Consider the following 25,624-nt stretch of genomic DNA (forward strand, 5'->3'; position numbering starts at 1 on the left):
AACCATATAATACTAAAGCATTTAAATGAACTTCGTATCTAGCTGAGCTAATACATAAAATTAATGATCATTAATTTACTAACGTCATTACTCCGTCTCACTTACAAAGAATGTATATCAAATAAGGAATACTAGTTTGCAGTTCAGGGAAGATATTAATGGCTTAAGGGCCATAGCAGTTATTGCTGTTGTTTTATTTCATTTTAACTCATCTTGGATGCCTGGTGGATTTGCAGGTGTAGATGTATTTTTTGTTATCTCCGGTTTTTTAATGACAGGGATAATATTTAAAGGATTAGAACAACAAAAATTTTCTATTTTAAGGTTCTATGTTGCACGCGCAAATAGAATTATTCCTGCGCTCGCTCTTCTCTGCATTATATTATTAATTTTCGGTTGGTTCTTCTTATCCCCTACTGAGTACAAAGCTCTAGGCAAACATGCAGTTAGCAGCGTAGGCTTCATATCCAATAACATTTACTGGTTAGAATCTGGCTATTTTGACTCCTCATCACATGAAAAGTGGCTTCTTCATACTTGGTCTCTATCCGTTGAATGGCAGTTCTACATTATTTACCCAATTATTTTAGTACTTTCAAGCAAAGTATTATCACTCAAAATGACCAAAAGGATGCTTTTATTAGGCACTGTAATAGGGTTTGTTTTCTGTGTATTGGTTACTTACAAATGGCCTAATGCATCATATTACTTATTTCCATCTCGAGCTTGGGAAATGATGATTGGTGGGGTTGCTTACCTATATCCTAGTAGGTTTGGGAATAAAAAAAATAAAGTTTTGGAGATCATTGGTGTTTTATTTATTTTAGGCTCATATTTCTTTGTTACAAAAGATACACCGTGGCCGGGCTATTTGGCGATATTTCCAGTGTTAGGAGCTTTTCTAATAATACAAGCGAATTCAAAAAATAGCTTTATCACTGGAAACTTACTTTTTCAAAAGGTAGGAGCTTGGTCTTATTCAATCTACCTGTGGCATTGGCCAATAGTAGTAGCTATCGCTTATTTTTCATTAAGTAAAAACTTCATATATATAGGTATTATTTTATCAGTAATTTTAGGGTACTTGAGTTGTAATTATATAGAGAAGTTAAAGTTTAAAAATGCCTTGAATAGCTTCGGTGATGCGTTCACATACAAGCCTATACAAGCAACTGTATTAGTTGGATTTCTGAGTGGCTTCATCTACATTACAAACGGTGCAGAACACCACTACTCGAAAGAAGTTATAACAGCAAGTAACGAAGCTACCAATATGAATCCCTATAATTGTATTAATTCAAAAGAACTAGTTTGCTATATCGGAAATAAATCGAATGTTAGAGCTATTATTATTGGCGATAGTCATGCTGAAGCAATTACAACTTCACTATCAACTATTTTTAACTTAGATAATGAGGGGATAATTGCTATTACTAAATCAGCCTGCCCGTTTATTCTAAATGCGTTATCAACTAAAAGCGGCGATGAATGCTACAAAGAAAATAATAAAAGAAGTAAATTCTTAAAAGAAAATTATCACTCTGTACCTGTATTCTGGGTAGCAAGAACTGGTGTATATTTATACGGACAAACAAACCCTAAAAGAATCAATAATGCACTGGATAAAAAGCCATCAATTTATTTTACAAAACCACAGGATAAATTTACTCATTCACTCTATAAAGAATTAAAAGAAAATTTAAAACTAACCTTCGATGAATTAGTTAAAAATCACCCTGTCTACATATTGCAACCAATACCTGAAATGAGAAAAAATATACCTAAAACATTGACTAAAAATTTACTTATGAATATAAAAGGTGATGATCTCTCAATAAACTACAGTTTATATTTAGATAGAAATAAATACATTTTAGATATAATCAATGACTTAGCCAAAGGCAAGCAAGTTAAAACTTTAGATCCAACGAAGTATTTGTGTAAAAATAATAAGTGTATAGCTGAAATAAATAATAGACCAATTTATTTCGATGGAGATCATTTAAGTGAATTTGGTAATAAGCTCCTTACACCAATGTTTAATGAAGTGTTTAATAGTGAATTTTAATTTAGGTACATCTTACAATTTAATATACTTAATAAATTAGTGCACATATTAAAATACATAACTTTCTACTTCTCCCAAAGGTTTCGAAATCTTTTAGTTAGCGCAATACTCTTAAAAATTAGTCATTAGAATTAAACATACAAATTGTCCAAGTTCAAAAGACTTAATTAAAAGCGCTTTTTATGCATTAAAGGCAGGTGGCGCTTGAGTCACTAAATGATTTATTTGAAGGTGCAGGTAAAGACACCACAAGTGAAGGCTATTTACATGTATGGCTCAAACATTCGATAGCGAAGGCTTTTTTATTGCTAAATTTAAAAAGCACTTTGGGTTAACTAACCTACCTGGCAACTTAATGCAGCGTGATAAAGAAATTTGGTTATTTCCTAAGGGATTTGAGGCCGTGCAAAATAAAAATTAAGTACGCACGTTTAGGTATTAAACTTGGCATTATTCATAAAAACGGCGAAAGCTAACGCACGAATTTGCAACCGTATTTGGCAATGAGTGTAATATCAATATATTTGCTTTAAATAACGAGCAAGCAAATGATTACTTTCAAGGTAAAGATATACGCTTAACTGAAGCAACTCAAACAATAGCTGAAGTAGTATTAACGCTGTGTGGTTGCCAAATTGGGCTAGGAAAATGGCAAAAAAAATTAAAAACTAACTGCCGCGAGATCTAGTGCAAAATACACGGCTAATAAGTTGGGGTTAAAGTCTTAGTTTTAGCTAACTATGATCTACAGGTCTCTTTTTATTTCCCTTACCTAATAATACCAAGTTAGTAAAATAATTCCTTTCTAAAATTTTTTCTGTCAATATTGGCAGTAATAGGCCTGTAGCCAATGCTATAGAAAATATTATTTCTACATCATATATATTCAATTTATGTAAAAAAATTCTGGTTCCAGCAGTAAAAAAAACGTGGAAAAGATATATTGAATAGGAATATGAACCTATCCAAGCTAGGGGCCTAAATCTAATGCCAACTACTAGTAATATTAAACAACCCAAACATCCAAGTATAAAGCTAGAAAGAGAACGCTGTTCAAAATATGGGACTATTCCTTTAAATATTAGAGTAATTATAAAAATTAGAATCAATAAAAGACCTAACCTCCAAACATCAGAAATATTAACGGAAAAATCAAATCGTACGAGTGACACACCAAACAGGAAATATGGCAATAAATAGATAAAACCAGAAAAAGAAAAGTAATCAGAATTCACCGGTGATATATAAAGCACTATAGAAAAAATAAACACACATATAAATTTATCAAACCTATCAAAAATCTTCAATTTTTCGCATATTAGAACAAAAATAAAAACTATAAATAAAGACTCAATAAACCAATAATGTGCTACTGGCTTAATGTGCAAGGTCAACCAATCAATTTCATTACTATTAGCCCCTGGTGTGAGCGCCTGTAATAGAGCAAAAATAGTGCCTACCGATAACATCGGAAATAACAAACGTCTTACTTTTTTATATATAAAACTTGTACCACCAGAGCTAAAAGGCCAAAAAGCATAAACTAAACCTGATAGAAATGTAAATAAAGGCATTCTAATAAATACCAGAGTGTCATTAATATCCCTTAAAGTCCCTTCTGATAGTTTAAGTCCAGTTTCGGCGTTAAACCCTATGACATGGTATGCAATTAACAGTACACATGCTAGACCTCTTAAGGTATCTATTTTAAAACGTTCATACATTGTAGCGAATCCCTTTAAACTACTTTTGATAATTAAAACCATAGAAATTTAGGTAGAAAAATCCAAACATAATGCTCAATTTTATTTTTGCTCTATACTTAGAGTACTTTCTTCTTCTCCCTATAAGATTCAGAAAGTTTTTTAGTTAACGCTAGGCTCATTTTAGAGTCACTTTATAGCCCAGAGGTTTTTATCAGCCTTTGGGCATTTTTATTCGCAGTTTCTTCCATAAACAGTACTAAGTCTTACGTTTTCAAACGCCTTACCAAATTGTAAAGATAAACAAAGAATTGGCAAAGCATCAACTTGCTTAGCAACCTCAAAAACTTGATAGAATTTATAACCATATTTAACGGCTAAATTTAGTTCAGCAACATACAATGCTTTATACTTTGGAGGGAGTTGCTGCCAATTCATTAGCGCTATTTGAATAATACCAAGCTGCACATCAAGCTTGTACGGCCCGAATTTTTTAGCCTGCTGAATATACTCATATACGCGCTCTGTCGGCCCTTCTTGATAACTAACTACTTGTGCCAGTGCAATCCACGTTTCTGACCATGTTTGCCTTACCTCTAATGACTTTAATAGATCTTTTTCTGCTTGTTGATAAACCATAAGCTTATTCTTATTTTGCTCGCTAGTTACAGCTAGATTGTGTATTTTTATATAAGCACTTAACTGCCAGTAATGAGGCTGTGAAGGGTCTTGACTTGTTGCATATGTAATTGCCTTATCTGCAAGCTCTAGCTCTTCAAGAGTAATGGTGTTTTCAGGCTGCTTTAAAATATTGAGTGCATTAAAATACCATGTATTTGCATGCATACTTTGTAAGCTGTGATAACCTATAACTAATGTAATAACTGCAAGTATGGCAATTTGTGTGAGGCGGTTTGTATTTAAATTACTCATTAAACAACGACTCGGTTAGACGCTTAGGGTTAGTAAAAAACAAATCATGTGCGTCATTTTGACCAATTAGCTCGCTCACTATTTGCTTAGCTTTACTCAAAATGGGCGGCCTACGCTTAACTGAATGGGCGTCAGATGCAACATAAGTTACTAAACCCTTTTTAAGCATATCTATACTAATATTTTTTGCAGTTTCACCCCATGCACCATCAATGCTTGAAGCCGTTAATTGAAACTCACACCCTAATTGTTTTAAACGGTCAATATAAAAAGGATTAGCCTGAATATCGCGATTACGCTCAGGGTGAGGAATAATTACTTTTATATTTTGTTTAGCTAGCCAATTTATAAACTTATCGTAACCTTGGGGTACATGCGAGTGCGGCAGTTCTAATAGTAAATAATTTACTGAATTAAGCGTACCAATAAACGGGAGTTTATTACCAAGCACTAAACCCATTAGTTCTACATCAAGCCTCACTTCAGCTGCAACAGCCAGTTTAATACAAATATTATTTACTACAGCCTGTGTTTTTAGATTAGCAAGCTCACTAAACAATTGCGAGGCCGAATTATTAAATCGCCCAATATGTATATGTGGCGTGGCAACCATATGAGTTATTCCATCATTTTGTGCAATATTTAATAGCGCTAAAGATTCATTTAAATCTTTAGCGCCATCATCAATGCCTGACAAAATATGGGAATGAATATCAATCATAGATTTGTACTTAACTATGCATTAGGTTGTTCAGGTTTTTGCGAGTAATCGTAATAATCGTAATAACCATGGCTATGCTCGTCTTTACTTTTACTCATATCTACTTGGTTAAGCACAATACCTGCAACATGAGCTTTAGATTCAAACAAACGCTCAATACCCGCCTTAATATGTTTAATTCGCGTAATATCTGACTTAACAACATAAATTACCGAGTCTGTACTTTGCGCAACAACTAACGCATCGCTCACAGCTTGTGTTGGTGGTGTATCTATAATTATATGGTTATATTCAGCTTTTAAGCCATCAATTACTTCACTAAAGCGCGCGTTAGATAAAAGCTCTAACGGGTTACTAGGTATTTGGCCACTTGGCATTATTGCCACGCCTGACTGCACATCAACATGTACACACTCACTTAATTGCTCCGTGCCTACAATTAAATTACTTAACCCTGGGTGAAATACCGGAATATCAAAGCGCTTTGCAATACTTGGTTTCCGTAAATCTGCATCAATTAATAATACTTTACCCATTTGAGCAAGCGACATAGCTAAATTAGCTGAGGTCGTTGTTTTACCCTCACCCGGTGAGCTTGATGTAACTGCAATTACTTTATGGTCGCGCTCTAACTGTGTTAATAACAAGCTAGTTCTGAACGTGCGTACCGATTCAGCAAAACGCCTGTAATTATCATCAAGATATGCGTGAATCGGAAAAACACTCTTCTTAGGCATTGGTACATATGGTAATAAGCCAATCATACGCTGAGCTAACTTACTTTCAACGTCATTTTTGGTTTTAACAGTATCGTTAAGTGCGTCAAATATAAAGCTCATAATTACTGCAAAACCAAAACTAGCGATAAAAGCTAAAATAATAATAAGCTTTTTATTTGGTTTTGCTGGCTTGTTTGGAGCATAGGCACGGTCGGTAAAACGTGCAGCAGCAGAGCTAAAATCGCTTGTTACTTCAGTTTCTTTAGAGCGAGATAAAAACGTATTAAATATATTGCGGTTAGTCTCAACTTCACGCTTTAATTGGTTATATTGGGTTTCTTTACGTGTAATGTCTTGGTACTCAGCACGTATTTTAACTAAATCGCGTTCAAGCGCACTCACTGTGCGCGTAATACGGTTTAGCTCTTTTTCAATACCGGTAATAAGGCCCTTAATTTGCTTATTTAGATTGTTTTTTACCGTTGCAAGCTCAGCTTGAGCAGAGATCATACGAGGGTGTTTAGGGCCATAAACCTCACCTAAGTCACTTAGTTTACGCTCAACTAAAATAACCTCACGTTTCACGTCTTGTATTACTTTATGCGAAGTAATCTCAGGCATACTACCCAAAAGTTCTAAGTTATTATTACCGTATTCAGTAATAACTCGGTTGATACTTTCAAGATTATTTTTCTCATTTCTAGCTACAATTAGTTGCTGAGAAATTTGCTCAAGCTCTTGTGTAGCGAGCCCCGCTATACCTTCAATATCAACTAATTTTTGTTTCTCTCGATAAGCTTGTAAGCGTACTTCTGAGTCATCAAGCTGAATTCGCAGTTGCGATAAACGCGTATTTAACCAACTAGAAGCTTGTTGGGTAATGCCCATTTTTGCACGCATCTGGCTTTCTATATAAACTTCACCAACGGTGTTAGCCACAAGTGCAGCTAGTTTAGGATCGCTTGATTCAAAACTAACCTCTACTAGTTGGGTTTTGCGAATTGGGGTAATTGATAAGTTAGCCTTAAAGGTCGAAAGAAGGCGAAGCATTTCAAATTCAGCCTTATCACTTTCTGATAAAATCTCAGAGTCTTTTTTATTTAAAAAGGGGAAAAGCTCTTTTATTACTCTTTTAAGCTCACTTAAAGCAGATGGCTTAGCGATGTAGTCTGTATGCGATTTCAAATTAAGCTTAGTAATCACCTCTCGGGCAATACTATCGGACTTAATCACCTCAAACTGCGTAAGATAGTATTCTTTTTGATTGGAATCTAGGCCGTATACTTCTTGAAAGCTGACTGCTTTTGCCTGTTCTGCTTCTATAAGTAATGTGGCCGTTGCTATATATCTAGGGATTAAAGTGAGTGAAACCATGATAGCTAATAAAGTAGCAACAATGGCAAAACCCAAAATGCGCCATTTGGCAAATTTAATTACATTAATGTAAGAATTCAACTCGATAACTTCTTCATTATAGTTTAAATTTTGATTTTTTTGGTTCATTAATAACTGCCTTGTAAACTGCTTAAAACAAGCGTTGTTCTATTTTTATGGTATCGCCCGCTGCAATTTGGCTATTTAGACTACCTTTTAGTTGCTGCTGTTTGGTTTGCTCTTTAAATATGTATATTTTATCAATAGAGGCACGCTCAGTTAAACCGCCAGCTAATGCTATAGCTTGGTTAACTGTCATCGCAGGTTGATAAGGGTAGGCTCCAGGTTCTTTAACTTCACCATGAATATAAAAAGGTCTATATTCGATAACCTGAACGTATACATTGGGGTTTATTAAATAATCAGGTTGTAAGCCTTGTGTTATAACTTGTTCAATCTCAGAGGTAGTAAGCCCTGCAAGTTTTACTTTACCTAAAAATGGGTAATTGACCTCACCACTATTACCTAAGAGTGCACTAACCTCTAAATCAGACTGGCCAAATACTTTTATTTCAACCTTATCACCAGCACCGATTACGTAACTCTGCGCAGTTTGAGCAAAGCAAACGCTGCTTAAAACTAGCAGCGTTAAACTAAAAATAAACTTCATTAGTTAGCCTTTAAAGCAAAGGTGAAATTAACACCCACTATCACACGGTCAAACTCTATTGCACTTTGAGTAGAATCTTTATCAATAAAGTCTACATAAGTAGATACCATCCCGAAATTACTTGCAACGTAATTTAGACCTAAACGAGCACTTTTTGATTTATCTTTACGGCCAATATCACCCGTATATTGTTCGTTAGTGTAATTAATACCAGCAAGTGAGCTCAAATAATCGCTCCAGCTATGTGTCCAATTAACTCCATATGTGCTTTCTTTTATGTAATCGCCTTGCACTAACGGATCTTTTGCCGCGCGGCTTGTTGTAAATTGCACGGTAGAATAACTAAGTGGTTGCCAGTTTACACCCGCCTCCCAACTTAAACCGCTAAAGTTTTCACGTTCACTCGAGTCAAAGTCTTTATTTTGGTAACCTAGTTTAAATGAGCCTGAAGTAAGTGCAGTTGCTTCCCACTCCATACCAAGTAGTATTTTTACATCATCACTATCGCGTGAAATACCATTAGCTTGTAAAAAATCATAACGGTAATTTTCTTGCTTAACTTCTAAAAATGTACGTGTAGATGCTTGGGTATTATAGTAACCAGTTACACCAATTAACGATTTGTCATAATCACGATATTGCGATACTTCTCTAAAGTTTTGGTATTTCTTACTAAAAAAGCCAGCTTTTAAAGCAACTTGAGCTTTTGAGCTTTGTGCGCCGTATTCGTAACGCACTAAGACGTTTTGTTGCTGATACTTTACAAGCTCATTTACTGCATCACCCAAGCCTTCTGTTAAGCCGCTACCACGCGGCTCGTATAGCCAATCTGCATCACCGTTAATATCTAAACGATGTTGACTGGTAAATTCTTTATGTACACCAGCACCTATATTAACTTGGGTAAAATTATCAGCACTATCTTTATTATGTAAAGAGCTGCTCGTACCTAAATCAAGCTTGTAACTATCTGGGCCATCTTCAATCGCTGCCTTTATATTAGGAGCAATAGTCCAGATTAAACGCGACTCTTCATTATCAGGTGTACTGAAAAAGTTATTATTACTGCTTAAGCCTGTTTGCAGCGTTGGCGTTATCTCGGCGCCATCTTTAGTTATAAAACTGCCTGGCTTTAAATTAGCAGCTGCGGGGGGGGCTATCGCAACACTAAACAAGGCAAACATAGAGACAGTGATTTTTTTAGTATGCATTTGCATTTTTAAATCCCTTAAAAATTGTCATAAAAATAATTTTAACATCAAACCATAACGACCAGTGTTTAATATAATGTAAATCAAATTCCACACGTTTTTCCATTTTATCAAGCGTGTCGGTTTCACCGCGCCAGCCATTAATTTGCGCCCAACCTGTAATGCCAGGCTTAGCTTTATGCCGTAACATGTAAAACTCTACTTTTTTACGGTATTCCTCATTGTGTGCTACAGCATGCGGCCTTGGCCCTACAATAGACATATCGCCTTTTAAAACATTTACAAATTGTGGTAACTCATCAAGGCTAGTACGGCGTAAAAAACCACCCAGCGGTGTAATACGCGTATCATTTTTTGTAGCTTGTGTAACCACTGCACTGTTTTCTGTAACACTCATTGAGCGAAACTTCCAAACCTTAATTTTACGGCCATCTAATCCGTACCTATCCTGTTTAAATATTACAGGCCCTTTAGAAGTAAATTTAACAGCAAGAGCAATTGCAATTAAAATAGGCGATATAAGCATTAAAATAATAGAGGTTACTATTATATCCTCAGTGCGTTTTATAAACTCACGCGCGCCTATAAATGGCGATTCAAATACACTTAATGTATCAACATCACCAACATGCTCAATACGGGCATGTATTAAGTTAGATATTAAAAAGTCAGGAATTATATGCACATCAACCGTTGTATCACCCAGCTGACGCAAAATATCAGCTATACGCTTATCAGCTTTCATAGGTAAAGCAATATATAAAACGCTAATTTCACCATCACGGGCTGCATCTACTGCATTTTGAATTCGCCCCGCTACATCATATTTAGTAGAATTCTCAAACAGGCGCTCTGGTTGGCGGTCGTCGTAAAAACCTAAAAAATTAAAGCCAAGCTCATCATTTTTAGTTATTTCATTATACAAGTTGACCGCTGATTCTGTTGCTCCAACAATTGCGACATTGCGCAAATTCAAACCTAATTTACGACGATGGCGCTTGTATAAATGCACTACAAAACGCCATGCGTATAAGTAGGTAACACTTAACAAAAACCATAAGCTCAATCCAATTCGGGAGAGTGACTCGGTAAACTTAAAAGCAAACGATATAAGAAACAAGACGATAAACGCAGAAAATAAAGCTCCCCAAGCACACAATACCATGGTTCTAAATTTACCAGCCCGCCAAGAGCGATAAGCAGAAAATATTTCACCGAAATACAAAAAGCTTAAAGCAACACTTAAAGACGATATCATATAAGAGGGAGTAAGCTCGAAATTATAAAATAAAGCAGAACATTGGAAGGCTAGGAATAGTGAGAAAATATCAAACAAGCGATAAAAACTCGCATCAGAAGACCCATTTGACTTAAACGTCCTTGTGGAAGTCATACTATAAAATCCTTATTTATAAAGTAGAGGCTTTAAAAACGTACTTAAACAAAACTATTTATATAATAATATATGACCACTGTAAACTCAACTAATTCCTTAAAATAACTACATAAACACCACCAAACAAATGGAAACTTAATTAAACAAATAAAAACAACAAAACACACTTTTTTGAGGTATACTTTGTGGAGGAAATCAATTTTATACAAGGAATATGTATGAAAACAAATCTACAAACACGCTACCATGGTCTAGATTTTTGCCGCTCAACATTTATGATTCTTGGTATTTTCTATCATGTAGGCCTTATTTACTCTACTGATAATGATTGGAGAGTATTATCGACAGAAACCTCCTCATTAATAACTAAAATAACTAATTACCTCCACCTATTCAGAATGGAAGCGTTTTATTTAATCTCAGGATTTTTCTTTATTTTAGCCTTAACAAAAAATAAAAATAACTTTCTCGCTGATAGATTAAAAAGAGTTCTTATACCCTTGTTATTTTGTGGCTTATTCATAAATCCTATTATGAACTTTTTTAGTTACAACTTTTCATTTTCAAACAACTTTAAATATATTCTTTATGGAGAATGGTTAGGACACCTTTGGTTCCTAGGTAATCTGTCTTTGTACTTCATAATTAGCTACCTATTCAGAAACACAATTAAAAAGGCTAAAAATTTAAATTTTTTAATGATAGGGTTAATAGCAGTGCCAATTATTTCGTGCGCAGGGTTATTCATAAGTAAATTCATTTACAAAGGAAACTTTCTATTTTTTTCAATAGATAAATTACTTTATTTTTTTTGTTATTTCCTACTGGGTTGCATCGCTTATCAAAATATTAATTCTTTTATAAAGGCCCTTAACTACAAAACTGTAATACTTTGCACTTTAAGCATTCTTATTTTATTAAATTTACGAGACTATTACTTTCACCTTGACAGCATCGGAAATAAAGTAATTACAAAGTACATTTCAACATTGCTCACTATTTCAGCAATAGCCTTTTTTTATAGAATTGGAAGTAGAGAGTCATTATTAATGGGGAAAATATCAAGAGCTAGTTATACAATTTATTTACTTCATCAACCATTGATCATTGTTTTATATGCTTTTATATTTTCTAAAACACCATACCCTGCGTGGTTTGAATATTCTCTAATAGTAACTCTCACTTATTTTCCTATTTATTATTTTCATATTCGGTTTGTTGAGAGAATCGATAAAGTGAAATTTTTATTAAATGGTTTCTCAGGAAAGAAATGAATATGTTAAAACTAAGATTAACCTATCATAAACTTAACCGTTGAAATTATTAAACATAAATACAACACTATATTTACAAGATAAAACTAGCATAAAACTTTAAACCACTGTTACTTTTTACATAATAACTTTCCTAACTATAATTTTATGTAAAAGAGAAGCATCAAAGTTACGAGTAATAAAGAATAATATCTAGAAACTATACTAAATAATAAGCTCGCTCAATCTTGAATATTGAAATTATGTAAGTAAGCCTTGGCCTTTACAAGCAGAAAAATCTCAAACACTTATTCATAATCTAAAAAGCAATTATACATAGTAAGAATAGTTCTATTTTAGTTTTGAAATAAAAACATTCTTAAAAAAGAGCGGTATACCAATTACATATCGACTGAACAATCTTTTAGGCTCATTGAGAAGCCTGTAAAACCATTCCAGGCCTAACTGCTGAAACATTTTTGGACAACGTCGTACTTTTCCCGCTTGAAAGTCTAATATCGCTCCGCCACAGATTATTATTGTCTTGCTGACAGCTATTGCTTTAAGCATTGATGCTAATATCTCTTGCTTTGGCATCCCCATTGCGAGGACGATCACATCTAATCCGTTTGTTTTATTTTTTAAGTAATGCTCTTTATAAGTTGGTAAATCTTGAAAGCCATCGAGACAATGGACAAAACTATCATTAAACAAACTTTGAGCCCCCTTTTCGAGCCAGGGACTGCTAGTACCATATGCAAAAAATGCTGGTTTATTTTCTAATTTCAACAATCGGTCAATCAACAAAGGGATGAAATCTGTACCGTTCAAATTAAGCTTTGGAGATATTTTATTATATCTACAAGCTAACTCGATACCTTTGCCATCTCTCAATAAATAATCTAAATTCAAAAAAGAGTCTTCAATCTCTTTTTTTTGAAGTATTAAATTATATCCATGTTGATTTAAAAAGCCTAGTGACACGGCCTTTTTCGTTTTACTTAATTCGTCTAACATTACATCCAATTCGTTTTCATCGACTAATGTCATAACTTTTAGGATAGGATCCATAAAACCTCTAGGAAGTAACTTTAAAATCAGAAAATTTTATCTTTCTATTAAATAAAAAAACAATACCAATTAGAAATTTTCTAGCAAAATGATAAAAAAGGCTTTTATTTTTAAACTTATGCTTTTTTAGTATTCCAAATGAACCTTTAAAATATTTATATCTAAACTCAGGTAAAGGATTGCGATGTCCTATAAGAGGAGAATTAACAAAGTAAGGGTTATTCGATTCCAAACTAGCTCTAATTGCAAAATCCAGATCTTCACCACCGTTATTCTTTGCGCCTACTCCATAATCTTCATCAAAAAAAACAACCTTGCTAAATACTTCAGATTTATAAATAGTCGTATTAGATGAAGCGTAACGAATTAAATTTGATGTATTGTGCTGATTAGGAAGGAAATCAATCAATGCAGGTGTTGAAGAAAAGTCAGTATAAAAAAGATCAACGCTATACTCTTTCTCAATATTAACAAAATTATTCCAAAAACCATCTGGATACCAACAGTCATCATCTGGGAAGGATATAAAATCAAATTCTTCTAAAGTATAAGACTCTTTCACCATACCGATCAGCAAGTTTCTAGCTTTAGATAATGAAATTATACTAGAGCTTCTTTCAATAACTAATTTATAGTTAACAGCTAAAGTCATAAATTCACTCTCATCAAAATCTACATTATCAACATCTTGAAGTAATATATAATGAGTAAAAAAAACTGAGTCCACCTTGTTTAGTGATATTATTAATCTTCGTAAATCTTTAAAATTTTCTACACTACAAATACATGTTGTTAACAAAAGAGTTTTCATTAAGCACCCAAAAAATAAAAAATTAAATTTTTATGATAAAATAATTATGAAAAAGACCATCAAAGTCAAAATCAGATATATATATTCTTACCCATAAAAATGAAACAAAAAATAAAAATGAAACTGAAAATAGGAGTAACTTCAACTTAGTATACCTGAGTATAAAAGAAAAAATATAGACTACACCTATCCATCTAAAGTAATCAAAATATGCATAATACCGAAGTTGTAAAAAGCTAGTTAGATGCATAAATGATATTAAAACAATCATACCTATATAATACGGCCATAAATTATCTAGATAAGACTTGCTTCTATATTTATAACAAAAAAAAGATAAGATTATTATAATTACATCTAAAAACTTGAATAATAAACCTGACCCTCTGTCATCTAACTCCTCATAATTCGTAAAGGTTGCAAAATACACAGACATATATAATAGAGAAACAACTGATGATGCTAAAAATATGTATATAATTTTAATTTTTTCATTTCTAAGTGGCAACCTATCAATATTAAAAACTACAAAATATATAGCGCAAACAATAACAGCTGCATTGTGTGTTAAGCAAGCAACGACCCCAAAAATAAAAGCCCAACGAAGTTGTTTATTATACAAAAAAAATAAAGTTAATATCAGAAAAGAACCTGAACAATAATGCCTTATCATATTAAACATGTTTGTAAACTTCATTGAGTAGAAAATAAAAAAAACTAACGTCAATGCGATCAAAACCTCACTCGCACGCGAGATACTCAACACTCTGTATATCACGATACAAGCAGGAAAATATATGAAAAAGGTCAAAAAATAGGTGTAAAAAGTAAAATTACCATCAGTTAGTTTTGAAAAAAAATATGAGAAGCTGTGATAAACAGGCTCAGTAATCTTAGGCTGAACCAAAAAACCATCATTTATAAAAATCAAATAATCTTCGTTGAATATACTTGAAAACCCATGTTCATAATTATTAAATGAGAACCACTGCGTCGAGTACCAACCTAGGTCATTTCCGACTCCCAAAAAATCACCAAATGCCCACACTTCTTTGTGAAGGTTCATATTACAAAACAATAGTAAAAAACTAATATAAAATACGTGTATCCATTCTTTTTTCTTACTAATTACATAAGCAAATATACTCAAAAAACCGATGTAAAATGGGAGGATAATTGCAACAAAAAAAGCAAAGAAAATAAACAATGATTCTTTTTTAAAAATAATACTTTTCAAAATATTTTCTTCTTACTTACTATAATACTGGTATTTTATTAAAAACTTTATTAAAAGCTTAAATGAATCAACATAATCAATTTTAGAATTTGAATAGAAAAAAATCTTTGTTAACAAAAACTTTAATAAAGACAAACTTCTTCCAGACTCAAGCCACCTTCTATAAAACTCGATCGTGTTCCAGCGATAATACAAATCTCTAACATCTTTTTTATCTAAGACCAACTTACCACTCAGCTTTCTTTCTAATTCACACCTCAGTTCAACCCCTCTTATAGGGCGAGTGCCATTAGTTATCGTGCCTCCTTCATGTATTGTATGAACAAAAGTGGCCCTGTTATAAACACATACTTTTAGATCATTGATGTATGCATTTAACATTAGAGTATGATCTTGTAAGTAAGGTGTTATTAAGAAGCCACCAATTTTTTGAATAGACGACTTTTTTATCATTATCATGGAAGTATATGAGCTCCCATGTAATAAAAATTTTTTTGCATTCTCACCTATAAATTTTTCATCACCGGTTTCAATAAAAACATTTTTTTCCTTTACTTTCATATCACTACCACATATATCAAAGTCAGGTCGTTCTTTTTTAAAGTAATTTAATTTTGCAATTAGTTCACCAGGTAAAAAATAATCATCATCATCAAGAAAAGTAATATATCTACCACTTGCTTCTTCTATTCCGACATTCCTAGCAAGTGAAGCACCGGAGTTATCTTTAAGCGGAAGGTACTTAATTAAACCTGCTTTAATATAGCCCTCTAAAGCTTTTTGTGTTTCGATTTGCTGCTTACTGCCTATTCCATTATCGTCAACAACAATAACTTCAAAATCACAATCAATAATTGCACTATCAATCGCAATTTTAATTTTATTCGCCCTACCGTAAGTTGGAATAATTATCGATAATTCAATCACTTTATACCTCTTTAAACTAGTCATTAAAAACCTTTTATATATAAAGCTATGTAAGCCAAGTCTTAAGTTTTGTTAATTTGTGAACTTCAAAACTCATTAACAAATTCCAAATAACTAAACTAATAGAAACGGAAAGTGCAGCTCCAACAGAGCCATAAATAGGGACTAATGTAAAAAGCAGTATCATGTTAATTACTAATGTTATAAACAATGATTTTAATGAATTTCTTTCATTACCTGTCATATTTAACACCAAACCTACAGACCCCAGAAAAATATTTATTATTTGCCCTACACATAAGATACATAATATTTGATAGGCCGGCTTAAAGTTTTCCCCAAAAAAGATCGTTATCAACCATTCACCAAAAACAATTAATAACAACGCAATAGGAATAGAAAAGCAAACATTAAGTCGTACAGATTTTTTTAGTAACTCTTGAGCCTCAGCAATATTATTTTTCCGGTAGCTTTTTGCTATTTTAGGTCCTAATATACTATTCACAGCGGTCATGCCCAATGTAACTAATGTAATCCCCTGAAGAGCCACTTTAAAAAAACCAACTGTTTCCTTTTCCTTAAAATATCCCAATACCACATTAGCCAGTTCAGAATTCATAGTGCTAATAAAAAACATTAGAGAGAATGGAAGTAATGCGCGATTCCACTTTTTAAAACTATAATTAGGTTCAACTTTAAAAATTTCTCTTGGCGTATTTTTATGAATTAAATATAGCCCCAGCAACATCGTTAATACTGATGTAAAAATTTGCACTTTAATCAATAGCAACGCTGTAAAAGCTGTATTAAAAAGAATAAAAAATGTATAAATAAATATAGCCATGAAAGGCATTAATATAAATTCAGGAAGTAGTCCTAGTATAGGTTTACTCAAACCATTTAATATAGCTCCTTGCTTCGATGAAAAGCTTTTTATAGGAATTAATAACATAGCAAACCAAAGTAAATGAGCCGTAGTTTCCGTAACAAGCTCAAATAATAGTGCAAGCAAAACAGCCAACATCACAAGTGATGAAATCAAAACTACAAAGCCTGAAGACCACCTAAATAATCCCTTTAAATCAGCCCAATTTTCTTCTACTTCTATGTGCGCTACCTCTCTTATTAAGAGCTGTGGTAGACCAGCAATTACTGGAATAGTAACGATAGCTATAATAGATAAAATATATGTATATAGACCATATTCCTCAGGGCCTAAATAACGTGCTAATATAAGTCCCGCAAGCACAGACAACCCTCTACTGACTATTTGTAGCGAAGCCGTACTTAAAAACTTTTTTCCAATAGTAGATGAATTTTTCAATTATTAACCTGCAACTTAAATAAATACTTGGCTAATGAATTAAGATAATAAAGCCTTAACTTCCCGACTAAATTCTTCACCCATATGACTTGATTGCATTGCATATTCTACATTGGCAAGCATATAACCTAATTTAGAACCACAATCATGAGATTTACCTTTTAGGTGGTAGGCTTCAAGCGTTTCTAGGTGGCGCAATTGTAATAATGCATCGGTAAGTTGTATTTCGCCGCCTGCACCAGGTGGGGTGTATTCTAGTAAATCCCAAATTGCTGTAGATACAACATAACGCCCTGTAATAGCTAAATTACTCGGTGCTTCATCGTTATTCGGTTTTTCGACCATGTTTTTAATTGCAGCATTTTCGCCGGCATTTATTTTTTTACCGGCGATATCAACTACACCATACTGATGTACTTGCTCTTGAGGTACGGGCTCTACCATTACTTGGTTGTAGCCCGTTTTGTCGAATCGGTCGATCATTTGGCTTAAATTGTCAGTTTTTGAATTTGATTTATATTTATCAATAATTACGTCAGGTAACATTACTGCAAATGGGTTATTACCAACAATTGGGCGCGCTGCTAAAACAGCATGGCCTAAGCCTAGTGGTGCCGATTGGCGAACCGAAATTACGGTTACATCTTTTGGCACTATTGAGCGAACCTCTTCTAGCAGGCTACGTTTTACGCGTGCCTCTAGTGTGGCTTCTAGCTCAAAGCTTGTATCAAAATGGTTTTCAATTGAGTTTTTTGAAGCGTGTGTAACGAGCACAATTTCTTTAATGCCAGCTGCTACGGCTTCGTTAACTACGTATTGAATTAAAGGTTTATCTACCAGAGGGAGCATTTCTTTAGGGATGGCTTTTGTGGCTGGTAACATACGCGTACCAAGACCAGCTACAGGCAATACTGCTTTTAAAACTTTCACTTTAATTCCTTTCATTATTTTTGTTAAACAATAAAAAAGGAACTGCTAAACTAAAATTCCTTTTCGAGCGTTTCACATGCCGTGTGAGCTTGCTATTATACACAACACAATAGTGCACTCAATAATTAAAGAGTACTTTTTGATTGTTTTTTTGTTAATTTTATGTTGCACAACATTGGGTCGCATTGCACTATTTTAGTGCTCTCATACTTTATAGTGATCTACCTTTCCAAAGCTACCAATACTATACTAGGCTTGTTTGGTTATTAGGGATCACAGACTTGAAGGAACATTTGTGCGTTTAGGGTTTTACATTTTATTATTAGTGTCTTTTTTTGTATGCGCACAAGATATGCTTTTGTATTTACGCAATAGCGATATAATTGCGCGCGCTCAAAAACAGTATGGTGATGAAGGACATAAACGCATTAAAAACTGGCTAAGTTTTATAGATGAATCGGCTGATAAAAGTGAATGGCAAAAAATCCATTTGGTGAATGACTTTTTTAATAAGCACATTAAATACAAAACCGATGATGAGCTTTGGCACCAAAAAGATTATTGGGCTACCCCGCTTGAAAGCTTAGGTGTGGGTATGGGTGATTGTGAAGACTACGTAATTGCCAAATACTTTACGTTAATAGCGCTTGGCGTACCCGAAGATAAAGTACGTTTAATGTATGTACGTCAAAAAACAGTTAATCAACCTCACATGGTGCTGATATATATTGAAACACCTAATCAAATCCCCTTTGTTTTAGGTAACTTTAATACTAAACTACTGCCCGCTAATAAACGCCCTGATTTAACACCTATATATAGTTTTAATGGCCAAGGTTTATGGTTAGCTAAATCAAAAGGGTTAGGCAATAAAGTAAAAAATAGCCGTGGTGTTTCTGCCTGGAACACCATGCTAGAGCGAATTGAACAAGGTGAGCTTGCGCCCGCCAAAAGTGATAAAGGAACACCGAGTTATGTCTCGACTTTTTAAAAATGGATTAAGTTTAAAAACCCAAGTATATGGCCTTATTATATTGATTTCGGTACTTTCGTTTTTTGTACGCGTAATTACTGACGTTGATACCACTCGCCAATACTTACAAACGCAAATGGGTAGCCACGCGCAAGATACAGCAACAAGCTTAGGGCTTTCTATTTCGCCCTACCTTGAAGAAGATAGCTTAATGATTGCCCAAACCATGGCAACCGCTATTTTTGACTCTGGTTATTACAAACAAATAAAATTTACTAACGCCGATAGTAACGTGGTATTTAACCTAACAAGCCCAAAACGCGTTGAGTCTGTACCTAATTGGTTTATTACAGCAGTAAAGCTCAACGCCCCTACTATGCAATCAGAATTAAACAATGGCTGGATCATGGCGGGAGTGCTTGAAGTAACAAGCCATGTTGGGCAATCGTATTTAACGCTATGGGAACATACTAAACGCAGCTTTTATGGTTCTTTATTATTATTAGTAGCGTCGCTTGCTGTAGCATATTTGATATTACGTGCTGTGTTTAAACCTTTAAAAGCAGTAGAAAACCAAGCTCACTTGGTAACGCGTAAACGCTTTACATTAAACGACGAAATACCTGTTGCGCGCGAGCTACGTACTGTGACTAAAGCCATTAATAATATGGTAATGAACCTGCAAAGCACCTTTGACTCTTTAACAAAGCAAACACAAGCACTTACCGATGAAGTATATGTAGACTCACTCACAGGACTGGGTAACCGCCGTTCGTTTGAGAACCACTTTAACTCAGTGGTTGACACCATTACTAGCGACACTCCAATCACTGCAATGATGATTACTCTCCCCTCACTTGCTAATATTAACCAAACTGTAAGTTACCAAGATGGTGACGAGCACGTACATGATGTAAGCGTTACTTTGCAAAATGTGATTGGTGCTTTAATCAACTCTAAAATATTTAGACTTAACGGTAGTACTTTTATTGCTTTAGTCCCATTCGATATGCAATTTTTAAGTAGAACACGCCTCGATATAAATGATGCCTTTAGTAAAAAGAAAAACAGCTTACACGTGAATGGTTTTGCTAACTTAGCGTTAGTAAGTGTTGATAAAGGCTCATCTATCGGGAGTGTGCTTTCGGCGCTTGATACTGGCTGTACTATTGGCGATTCGGCTGTAAATAAAGTAGATAGAGATACTTTGTTTAGTGTTAAAGAGTGGCGTTCGCTTATTCAGTCAATTATTGCTACTGGTGAAGTTAGTTTTTCGGTGCAGCCAGTTAAACGCACCAACTCACAAAACAAGCAGTGCTATTTTGAGGTGTTTGCTCATTTTACGCATGAAGGCGAAAAGGTTAATAATGGCCATTTATTTGCTATGGCCGAAAAGCTTAACTTAACCGAAGAGTTAGACAAAAAAATAATTCGTAACTTTGTAAACGTTAAAGAGCAACACCCAGACGATACATTTGCGTTAAATATTAGTAAGGCTTCGTTGTATTCAACTGACTTTATTGAATGGCTTACTCTTTATGCTCACACTAAAGCAATTATTAAAACAAACTTGATTTTTGAATTACATGAAATTAGCTTGCTTTATAATGTGCATGTTGCCTCTTTACATATTGATGCAATAAAAGATATTGGCATAAGTGTGTGTATTGAACACTTTGGTACTAGTTTAACCTCGTTTAGATACTTGCAAGGGTTGGATATAGAATATATAAAAATAGATGGTAGCTACATTCAAGATTTATTAGATAACACTCAAAGCCAATTTTTTATTCAAACCGTTAATAATATTTGTCATGGCTTTGGTATTAAAGTTTTAGCTTGTTTAATTGAAAAACCTGAAACTTTAAAGGTACTTGAAGATTTAGGTTGCGATGGCGTACAGGGCAATTTAATAATGCCGCCAACCAAAATAATAAAAACTAATGATAATGGCGAAAATAAAGAGTTTACTTTTTGCACCGATGCGCTAAAATTTTGTAATTAATACTCGACCAAGGGACAAGAGATGAAATCATTTATATTAGCCAGCTTAATAGCTGGTGCATCTGCACTTACAGTTTTACCAAGTTATGCACAAACGGATACTGATGCAGTAGTACAAACTGAAGGCATGACTGATTTAGTCAACGTTTTAAATAGCGTAACCGCTGAAACAGCTCCAGATCAGCTTAAAGCAGACTTAGTAGCGGCTATTAAAGGCGTATGTACAAATTGTACTGCTGCCCAAGTTGATTCTATGATGACTGTAGTTGTAGGCGCTATTGGTGCTGATAGCCCACTTATTGCTGATTTTTTAGCTGCACTTGTAGCCGCTGGCGTTGACAGCGATACCGTTACACTTGCTGCTATTACCGCTGGCGTTGATGCCACTGTTGCCTCTGAAGCAACAGCAGCTGGCCCCGGTGGCGCACCAGCTCCTGCTGCTCCGGTAATTGTTACTTTACCAACAACTGCAGTACCTCAAGGTGCCGGCGGCACTGGTGGCGATGCAGGTATATCTGAAGTCGGTAACTAACCGTTAATAAAATAATAAAAACGCAGCCTTTTGGCTGCGTTTTACTTTATATGGCTTATTTTTTTAGCCCTTCTTTTTAGGCTCTTAGTTTAGAGAATCCTGTGAATCGTTTTATATTTTTTTTACTCTGCGCAATTTTATTTTTGCTGCCCTTACCATTAGGTAGTTACCGCCCTTGGGCAATTTTAGCAATGGGGATATTAATTAGTGCTACCTTTTTCATCCATTTAGTTTACAGCAGTATTAATAACGAGCACCCTTTATACCCTCCTTTATATTCTTGGCCCTTATTTACTGTACTCAGTATAGTTGCGGGCGTATGCGCTGTACAAATATTTACCGTAAGCGTTGACCCGTTTCAGACTAAACAAATGCTTATTAAAACAAGTTTTATGATTTTATTTTGCTGGCTACTATTTATTTATTGTAATACTGAAAAGCGTATTAAAAATTTAATATATGCAATTATAAGTGCAGGCGTTTTTCAGGCTTTATATGCCACTTATTTAAATTTATCGCCAGATATAATTAGCCCATTATTTGGCTATAAACATACCGAGCGTGCTATTGGTACGTTTACTTACTCTAACTTTTTGGCTAACTTTTTAGCTTTATGTTTGTGTTTAGGTATTGGTGTTTTAGTTAGCGAGCTAAAACGCTCAACTAGCGACTATAAACAAACATTAAAACAAACACTTCGGGCGTGGACTGAAATACTTTTAAGCTCAAAAATAATTTTACGTATTTCGTTAATTATTATTATTGTGGCGCTTATTTTAACCCGTAGCCGTATGGGTAACTCAGCGTTTTTTATTGCATTAATGGTTGTTAGCTTACTCGCGTTTTTTATTTACAGGCAAAAACCTAAAGCGTTCAAACTACTTATAATAAGTTTTTTTATAATCGATTTGATTATCATTGGTGCTATATTTGATGTAGAAAAAGTTAAACAGCGTATTAGCGAAACCAGTATTTCATCAGAAACCCGTGACGAAGTTGTACGTGATTCAATACCCCTTATTTTAGATAAGCCTTTGTTGGGCTCTGGTGGGGGGACATTTTATACTGCGTTTCCGGCGTATCAGTCTGAGCCTTATTCGGGTTATTACGATAATGCTCATAACGATTACATACAGTTTGCAGTAGAGCTGGGTATACCCACTACAGCTGCACTGGGCTCACTTATACTTTATTGTTTATGGTTATGTATAGCGACTATGCGAAAACGTAAAACAGCGTTGTTTCAAGGCGTTTCTTTTGGTTGTGCCATTGCAGTTATAGATATGCTGCTGCATTCGTTGGTAGATTACTCTTTACAAGCGGGTGCAAACTCAATGTTGTTTATGACTATTTTATGCTTGGCAATATTAAGTAGTAAATTACCTGCGTCTAAACGAAGCCGAAAAGAACATGGTTAAATACAAAGCCAAGCAATTACCTAATATAGAGTGATTAGAAGCTGCGCTTCTCACGCGAGCAAGCTCAGCGTCTATGCCAACAATTCACGGTTAACTTGAAAAACTCCGCTTGTTGGCGTGACAAGCAAAGCCTGTAATAAGTAATTTATGCACTAAGAGGTTATGAGGCGCTGCGCTTTTAGAGAAGAAAACAAACACCAAACACGTTTTTTATTGGTATTATGCCTTCTCATTTACTCCTCTTTAGCTTCTCTTTGTGAAAATAGATCTTTAGCTTATTTTTAAATAAATTAAGCGCTGCTTTCTTAACAACCTTACTCCGTTATAAGTAATTTATTCACTAAGAGGTTATGAGGCGCTGCGCTTTTAGAGAAGAAAATAAACACCGAAACTGTATTCTGATTGGCATTGTGTCTTCTCATTTACTCCTCTTTCGCTTCTCTTTGTGCAAATAGGCCTTTAATTTATTTAATTATTGATTAAGAATTACTGTTCTTCTAAATCAAACTCGGTTAAATGCCCTTCACCGTGTATTAACTGGTAGCGGGCTAAATTTCCTTGCTCTAGTGTTATTAAACTAATAGCTGAGTCGCTCACTAAGTATTTTTGCCCTTCGCCTATGGTTTGGTGCTTATCTACTTCCATATGCCAACGTTTGGTAAAAAAGTTTAAGGGACTTTTTGGGCCGTATAAAATTGAGTCGAGCTTATCGAGAATGTTTATTAACTTACGCGGGAACTCGTTTTTAATACCACTGGCGGTAAGTTGCCAAATTCGATTGGGATGATCGCCAAAACGCTTTTGCACCGAAAAGCAAAATGAGTAATGCACGTCTCCCGATAAAATCAGGGTTTCGTTTGGGGTGTCGGTTCGTCTAAAAGTATCGAGTAGCTTTTTGGCTGAACCTTCGTGTGCCATCCAGTTTTCTACGTCTACCATGAGAGGTTGGCCACATATGTTAAACATGGCTTGAATGGCTTCTATTGATTTAACACCAAATACAGGAGCTGGCGATACAATAATAACTTGGTCGTGGCTTAATAGGCTTTCTTCAAGCTCTGTGAGGCGTTCCCAATCAAGTAGACCTGAAGGCTCATTAAAGTTTTGCTCATTTCGCCAGCGGTGCGTGCGCGTATCTAGCACCACTACTTTGGGTATTGTAGTCAGTTCGTAATGCCAAAAGCTAAAATCGTTTAGTGGTTTATCAAATGCTTTAAACTGCCATAAATTATTAGCAGTACGGCTTTGCTTAAAAGGTGTTAGTAGCTCGCCCGTTTTATTTAGTGCATCGTTCCCCATTCCTTGGAATAGCCAATAACTAATTAAACCGTTATTAATGATTCGTTTACTACTTGGATTTTCATTTATAGCTTGCTCCCACCCTGCGGTGAGGTTCCAATCGTCGGTTACATCGTGATCGTCAAACATCATTAATGTCGATACATTGGCAAACAACCGCTCTACTTCACTCAAGCCTTTTGCATAATCAATCAATGCTGTTTTTTCAGCGTTAAAAATAATTTTGTTTTGCTCGCTTTGACCTAGATACGTTGTGTTTTGTGTATCAACGCATTGCCAAGCAGCAGCACTAAAATTTAATAAATAAAGTGCTATATATTCTTCAAAGTGGATAAGGTGGTTATATGCTTTTACACTTGAAAAGTGAGGTTCGTCTTTTTTTAGCCAGTAACCAACACCTAACTTTGAGCGTTTTTGCCACGGCGTTTTTGGTAGGAACACATGGCGATTATAAAGTTGCTCATTTATATCGTCGGGTAGCTCAATAGCAAGTGGTTGCTCTTTATAAATACCTAAGGCTTTAATTAACTGATGAACAGCTAATAACATGGGGCCAGCTACGTCGTCGGCATAAACCTGATCACCACTGAGTAATAGCAATTGCGCGCCTTGATTATTATTACCACGCTGAGTATTTTGCCATTGACTTGCAGACACTAAGCTGTCTTTTGCTGGATGATGTGCATTACGGCACGAGCCATGCAAAATATCACTGAGTTTATTGGGAATTACAAATGCAGGCGTTGTTTGATTGCTATAGCGCCACGGCGATAAATCAATTGCTGTATCGTCAATTATGAGTTCATAGCTTAATAAGCTATCTACGGGAAGTTTATTATCTACTGGCTTTATAATCACGAAATGCAGGTACAAATGTTCCCCTAAAGAAACAGTGTGTTGATCGCTATAACATTCGTAATTTATAAGTGTTATTTGGCAGTTTGCAGGCTTGGAGGTAGCAAACTGAATGCAGACTCCAGTTTGCTCTGCACGGCGCACCATTGGCCCCATTAGTAAAATAGGAAGGTTTGCCGTGTGAGTAATCATGTA

The 25,624-nt window shown here is 34.7% G+C and carries 20 protein-coding genes and 1 pseudogene; 7 read left to right on the forward strand and 14 right to left on the reverse strand.

The window, feature by feature from the left end; all coding sequences use genetic code 11:
- The first annotated feature begins 136 nt into the window (after window positions 1-136).
- Together I6E80_RS05890 and yebU are read left to right on the forward strand one after the other, a co-directional pair.
- Window positions 137-2,068: an acyltransferase family protein gene (locus I6E80_RS05890; protein ID WP_197185067.1), complete on the forward strand. Its 1,932-nt coding sequence runs from the start codon at window positions 137-139 to the stop codon at window positions 2,066-2,068.
- A 110-nt stretch (window positions 2,069-2,178) separates the two neighbouring features.
- Window positions 2,179-2,740 (forward strand): annotated as a pseudogene (yebU, locus tag I6E80_RS05895) (16S rRNA (cytosine(1407)-C(5))-methyltransferase RsmF); the annotation flags it as partial.
- Window positions 2,741-2,802: 62 nt separating this feature from the next.
- On the opposite strand, the gene I6E80_RS05900 reads toward yebU, so the two are convergent.
- The 7 genes from I6E80_RS05900 to I6E80_RS05930 form a co-directional block, all read right to left on the reverse strand.
- Window positions 2,803-3,792, reverse strand: a complete 990-nt coding sequence (locus I6E80_RS05900) for an acyltransferase family protein (RefSeq protein WP_197185068.1) — start codon at window positions 3,790-3,792, stop codon at window positions 2,803-2,805.
- 210 nt (window positions 3,793-4,002) lie between these two features.
- A complete protein-coding gene (locus tag I6E80_RS05905; RefSeq protein ID WP_197185069.1) occupies window positions 4,003-4,704 on the reverse strand; it encodes a VpsP family polysaccharide biosynthesis protein in 702 nt (233 codons plus the stop codon).
- On the reverse strand, window positions 4,697-5,425 hold the full coding sequence (locus tag I6E80_RS05910) for a tyrosine-protein phosphatase (protein WP_197185070.1): 729 nt from the start codon (window positions 5,423-5,425) through the stop codon (window positions 4,697-4,699). The genes I6E80_RS05905 and I6E80_RS05910 overlap by 8 nt, the downstream gene beginning before the upstream one ends.
- Window positions 5,426-5,439: 14 nt before the next feature.
- Window positions 5,440-7,647 carry a polysaccharide biosynthesis tyrosine autokinase gene (locus I6E80_RS05915; protein ID WP_197185071.1) on the reverse strand — a complete coding sequence of 736 codons (2,208 nt, stop codon included), beginning with the start codon at window positions 7,645-7,647 and terminating at the stop codon, window positions 5,440-5,442.
- A gap of 22 nt (window positions 7,648-7,669) precedes the next feature.
- Complete coding sequence (locus I6E80_RS05920; protein WP_197185072.1) at window positions 7,670-8,188, reverse strand: polysaccharide biosynthesis/export family protein; 519 nt, start codon at window positions 8,186-8,188, stop codon at window positions 7,670-7,672.
- Complete coding sequence (locus I6E80_RS05925; protein ID WP_197185073.1) at window positions 8,188-9,405, reverse strand: outer membrane beta-barrel protein; 1,218 nt, start codon at window positions 9,403-9,405, stop codon at window positions 8,188-8,190. The genes I6E80_RS05920 and I6E80_RS05925 overlap by 1 nt, the downstream gene beginning before the upstream one ends.
- A complete protein-coding gene (locus tag I6E80_RS05930; protein WP_197185074.1) occupies window positions 9,389-10,792 on the reverse strand; it encodes an undecaprenyl-phosphate glucose phosphotransferase in 1,404 nt (467 codons plus the stop codon). The genes I6E80_RS05925 and I6E80_RS05930 overlap by 17 nt, the downstream gene beginning before the upstream one ends.
- A gap of 221 nt (window positions 10,793-11,013) precedes the next feature.
- Here I6E80_RS05930 and I6E80_RS05935 point away from each other — a divergent pair, with 221 nt between their 5' ends.
- On the forward strand, window positions 11,014-12,069 hold the full coding sequence (locus I6E80_RS05935; protein WP_197185075.1) for an acyltransferase family protein: 1,056 nt from the start codon (window positions 11,014-11,016) through the stop codon (window positions 12,067-12,069).
- 330 nt (window positions 12,070-12,399) lie between these two features.
- Here I6E80_RS05935 and I6E80_RS05940 read toward each other — a convergent pair whose 3' ends face one another.
- From I6E80_RS05940 to galU, 6 genes are read right to left on the reverse strand one after another with little or no spacing between them, the layout of a single operon-like run.
- Window positions 12,400-13,119 carry a WecB/TagA/CpsF family glycosyltransferase gene (locus I6E80_RS05940; RefSeq protein WP_197185076.1) on the reverse strand — a complete coding sequence of 240 codons (720 nt, stop codon included), beginning with the start codon at window positions 13,117-13,119 and terminating at the stop codon, window positions 12,400-12,402.
- Between the two features lie 7 nt (window positions 13,120-13,126).
- On the reverse strand, window positions 13,127-13,930 hold the full coding sequence (locus tag I6E80_RS05945; RefSeq protein ID WP_182755992.1) for a glycosyltransferase family 2 protein: 804 nt from the start codon (window positions 13,928-13,930) through the stop codon (window positions 13,127-13,129).
- Window positions 13,931-13,952: 22 nt separating this feature from the next.
- Window positions 13,953-15,167: an EpsG family protein gene (locus I6E80_RS05950; protein WP_197185077.1), complete on the reverse strand. Its 1,215-nt coding sequence runs from the start codon at window positions 15,165-15,167 to the stop codon at window positions 13,953-13,955.
- Window positions 15,168-15,179: 12 nt separating this feature from the next.
- A complete protein-coding gene (locus I6E80_RS05955) occupies window positions 15,180-16,118 on the reverse strand; it encodes a glycosyltransferase family 2 protein (RefSeq protein WP_197185078.1) in 939 nt (312 codons plus the stop codon).
- A gap of 22 nt (window positions 16,119-16,140) precedes the next feature.
- A complete protein-coding gene (locus I6E80_RS05960) occupies window positions 16,141-17,418 on the reverse strand; it encodes a flippase (RefSeq protein ID WP_197185079.1) in 1,278 nt (425 codons plus the stop codon).
- A 39-nt stretch (window positions 17,419-17,457) separates the two neighbouring features.
- Window positions 17,458-18,348, reverse strand: a complete 891-nt coding sequence (gene galU, locus I6E80_RS05965) for a UTP--glucose-1-phosphate uridylyltransferase GalU (protein WP_197185080.1) — start codon at window positions 18,346-18,348, stop codon at window positions 17,458-17,460.
- A gap of 295 nt (window positions 18,349-18,643) precedes the next feature.
- On the opposite strand from galU, the gene I6E80_RS05970 reads away from it, so the two are divergent.
- The 4 genes from I6E80_RS05970 to I6E80_RS05985 all read left to right on the forward strand — a co-directional run bounded on the left by I6E80_RS05970 (window position 18,644) and on the right by I6E80_RS05985 (window position 23,275).
- On the forward strand, window positions 18,644-19,339 hold the full coding sequence (locus I6E80_RS05970; protein ID WP_076923850.1) for a transglutaminase-like cysteine peptidase: 696 nt from the start codon (window positions 18,644-18,646) through the stop codon (window positions 19,337-19,339).
- On the forward strand, window positions 19,323-21,326 hold the full coding sequence (locus I6E80_RS05975; protein WP_197185081.1) for an EAL domain-containing protein: 2,004 nt from the start codon (window positions 19,323-19,325) through the stop codon (window positions 21,324-21,326). Before I6E80_RS05970 ends, I6E80_RS05975 begins: the two co-directional genes overlap by 17 nt.
- 21 nt (window positions 21,327-21,347) lie before the next feature.
- Window positions 21,348-21,857, forward strand: coding sequence for a hypothetical protein (locus I6E80_RS05980; RefSeq protein ID WP_076923848.1), 510 nt, complete (start codon window positions 21,348-21,350; stop codon window positions 21,855-21,857).
- A gap of 101 nt (window positions 21,858-21,958) precedes the next feature.
- A complete protein-coding gene (locus I6E80_RS05985; protein ID WP_197185082.1) occupies window positions 21,959-23,275 on the forward strand; it encodes an O-antigen ligase in 1,317 nt (438 codons plus the stop codon).
- A 486-nt stretch (window positions 23,276-23,761) separates the two neighbouring features.
- On the opposite strand, the gene I6E80_RS05990 is transcribed toward I6E80_RS05985, so the two are convergent.
- On the reverse strand, window positions 23,762-25,621 hold the full coding sequence (locus I6E80_RS05990) for an alkaline phosphatase D family protein (RefSeq protein ID WP_197185083.1): 1,860 nt from the start codon (window positions 25,619-25,621) through the stop codon (window positions 23,762-23,764).
- Window positions 25,622-25,624: the final 3 nt, after the last annotated feature.

Source organism: Pseudoalteromonas sp. NSLLW218 (assembly GCF_015864775.1).
Lineage (GTDB): Bacteria > Pseudomonadota > Gammaproteobacteria > Enterobacterales > Alteromonadaceae > Pseudoalteromonas.

Excerpts from the sequence above, each read along its gene's own strand:
- I6E80_RS05900 (WP_197185068.1), bottom strand. The coding sequence starts at position 3,792 with ATGTATGAACGTTTTAAAATAGATACCTTAAGAGGTCTAGCATGTGTA.
- I6E80_RS05905 (WP_197185069.1), bottom strand. The coding sequence starts at position 4,704 with ATGAGTAATTTAAATACAAACCGCCTCACACAAATTGCCATACTTGCA.
- I6E80_RS05910 (WP_197185070.1), bottom strand. The coding sequence starts at position 5,425 with ATGATTGATATTCATTCCCATATTTTGTCAGGCATTGATGATGGCGCT.
- I6E80_RS05915 (WP_197185071.1), bottom strand. The coding sequence starts at position 7,647 with ATGAACCAAAAAAATCAAAATTTAAACTATAATGAAGAAGTTATCGAG.
- I6E80_RS05920 (WP_197185072.1), bottom strand. The coding sequence starts at position 8,188 with ATGAAGTTTATTTTTAGTTTAACGCTGCTAGTTTTAAGCAGCGTTTGC.
- I6E80_RS05925 (WP_197185073.1), bottom strand. The coding sequence starts at position 9,405 with ATGCAAATGCATACTAAAAAAATCACTGTCTCTATGTTTGCCTTGTTT.
- I6E80_RS05930 (WP_197185074.1), bottom strand. The coding sequence starts at position 10,792 with ATGACTTCCACAAGGACGTTTAAGTCAAATGGGTCTTCTGATGCGAGT.
- I6E80_RS05935 (WP_197185075.1), top strand. The coding sequence starts at position 11,014 with ATGAAAACAAATCTACAAACACGCTACCATGGTCTAGATTTTTGCCGC.
- I6E80_RS05940 (WP_197185076.1), bottom strand. The coding sequence starts at position 13,119 with ATGGATCCTATCCTAAAAGTTATGACATTAGTCGATGAAAACGAATTG.
- I6E80_RS05945 (WP_182755992.1), bottom strand. The coding sequence starts at position 13,930 with ATGAAAACTCTTTTGTTAACAACATGTATTTGTAGTGTAGAAAATTTT.
- I6E80_RS05955 (WP_197185078.1), bottom strand. The coding sequence starts at position 16,118 with ATGACTAGTTTAAAGAGGTATAAAGTGATTGAATTATCGATAATTATT.
- I6E80_RS05975 (WP_197185081.1), top strand. The coding sequence starts at position 19,323 with ATGTCTCGACTTTTTAAAAATGGATTAAGTTTAAAAACCCAAGTATAT.
- I6E80_RS05980 (WP_076923848.1), top strand. The coding sequence starts at position 21,348 with ATGAAATCATTTATATTAGCCAGCTTAATAGCTGGTGCATCTGCACTT.
- I6E80_RS05990 (WP_197185083.1), bottom strand. The coding sequence starts at position 25,621 with ATGATTACTCACACGGCAAACCTTCCTATTTTACTAATGGGGCCAATG.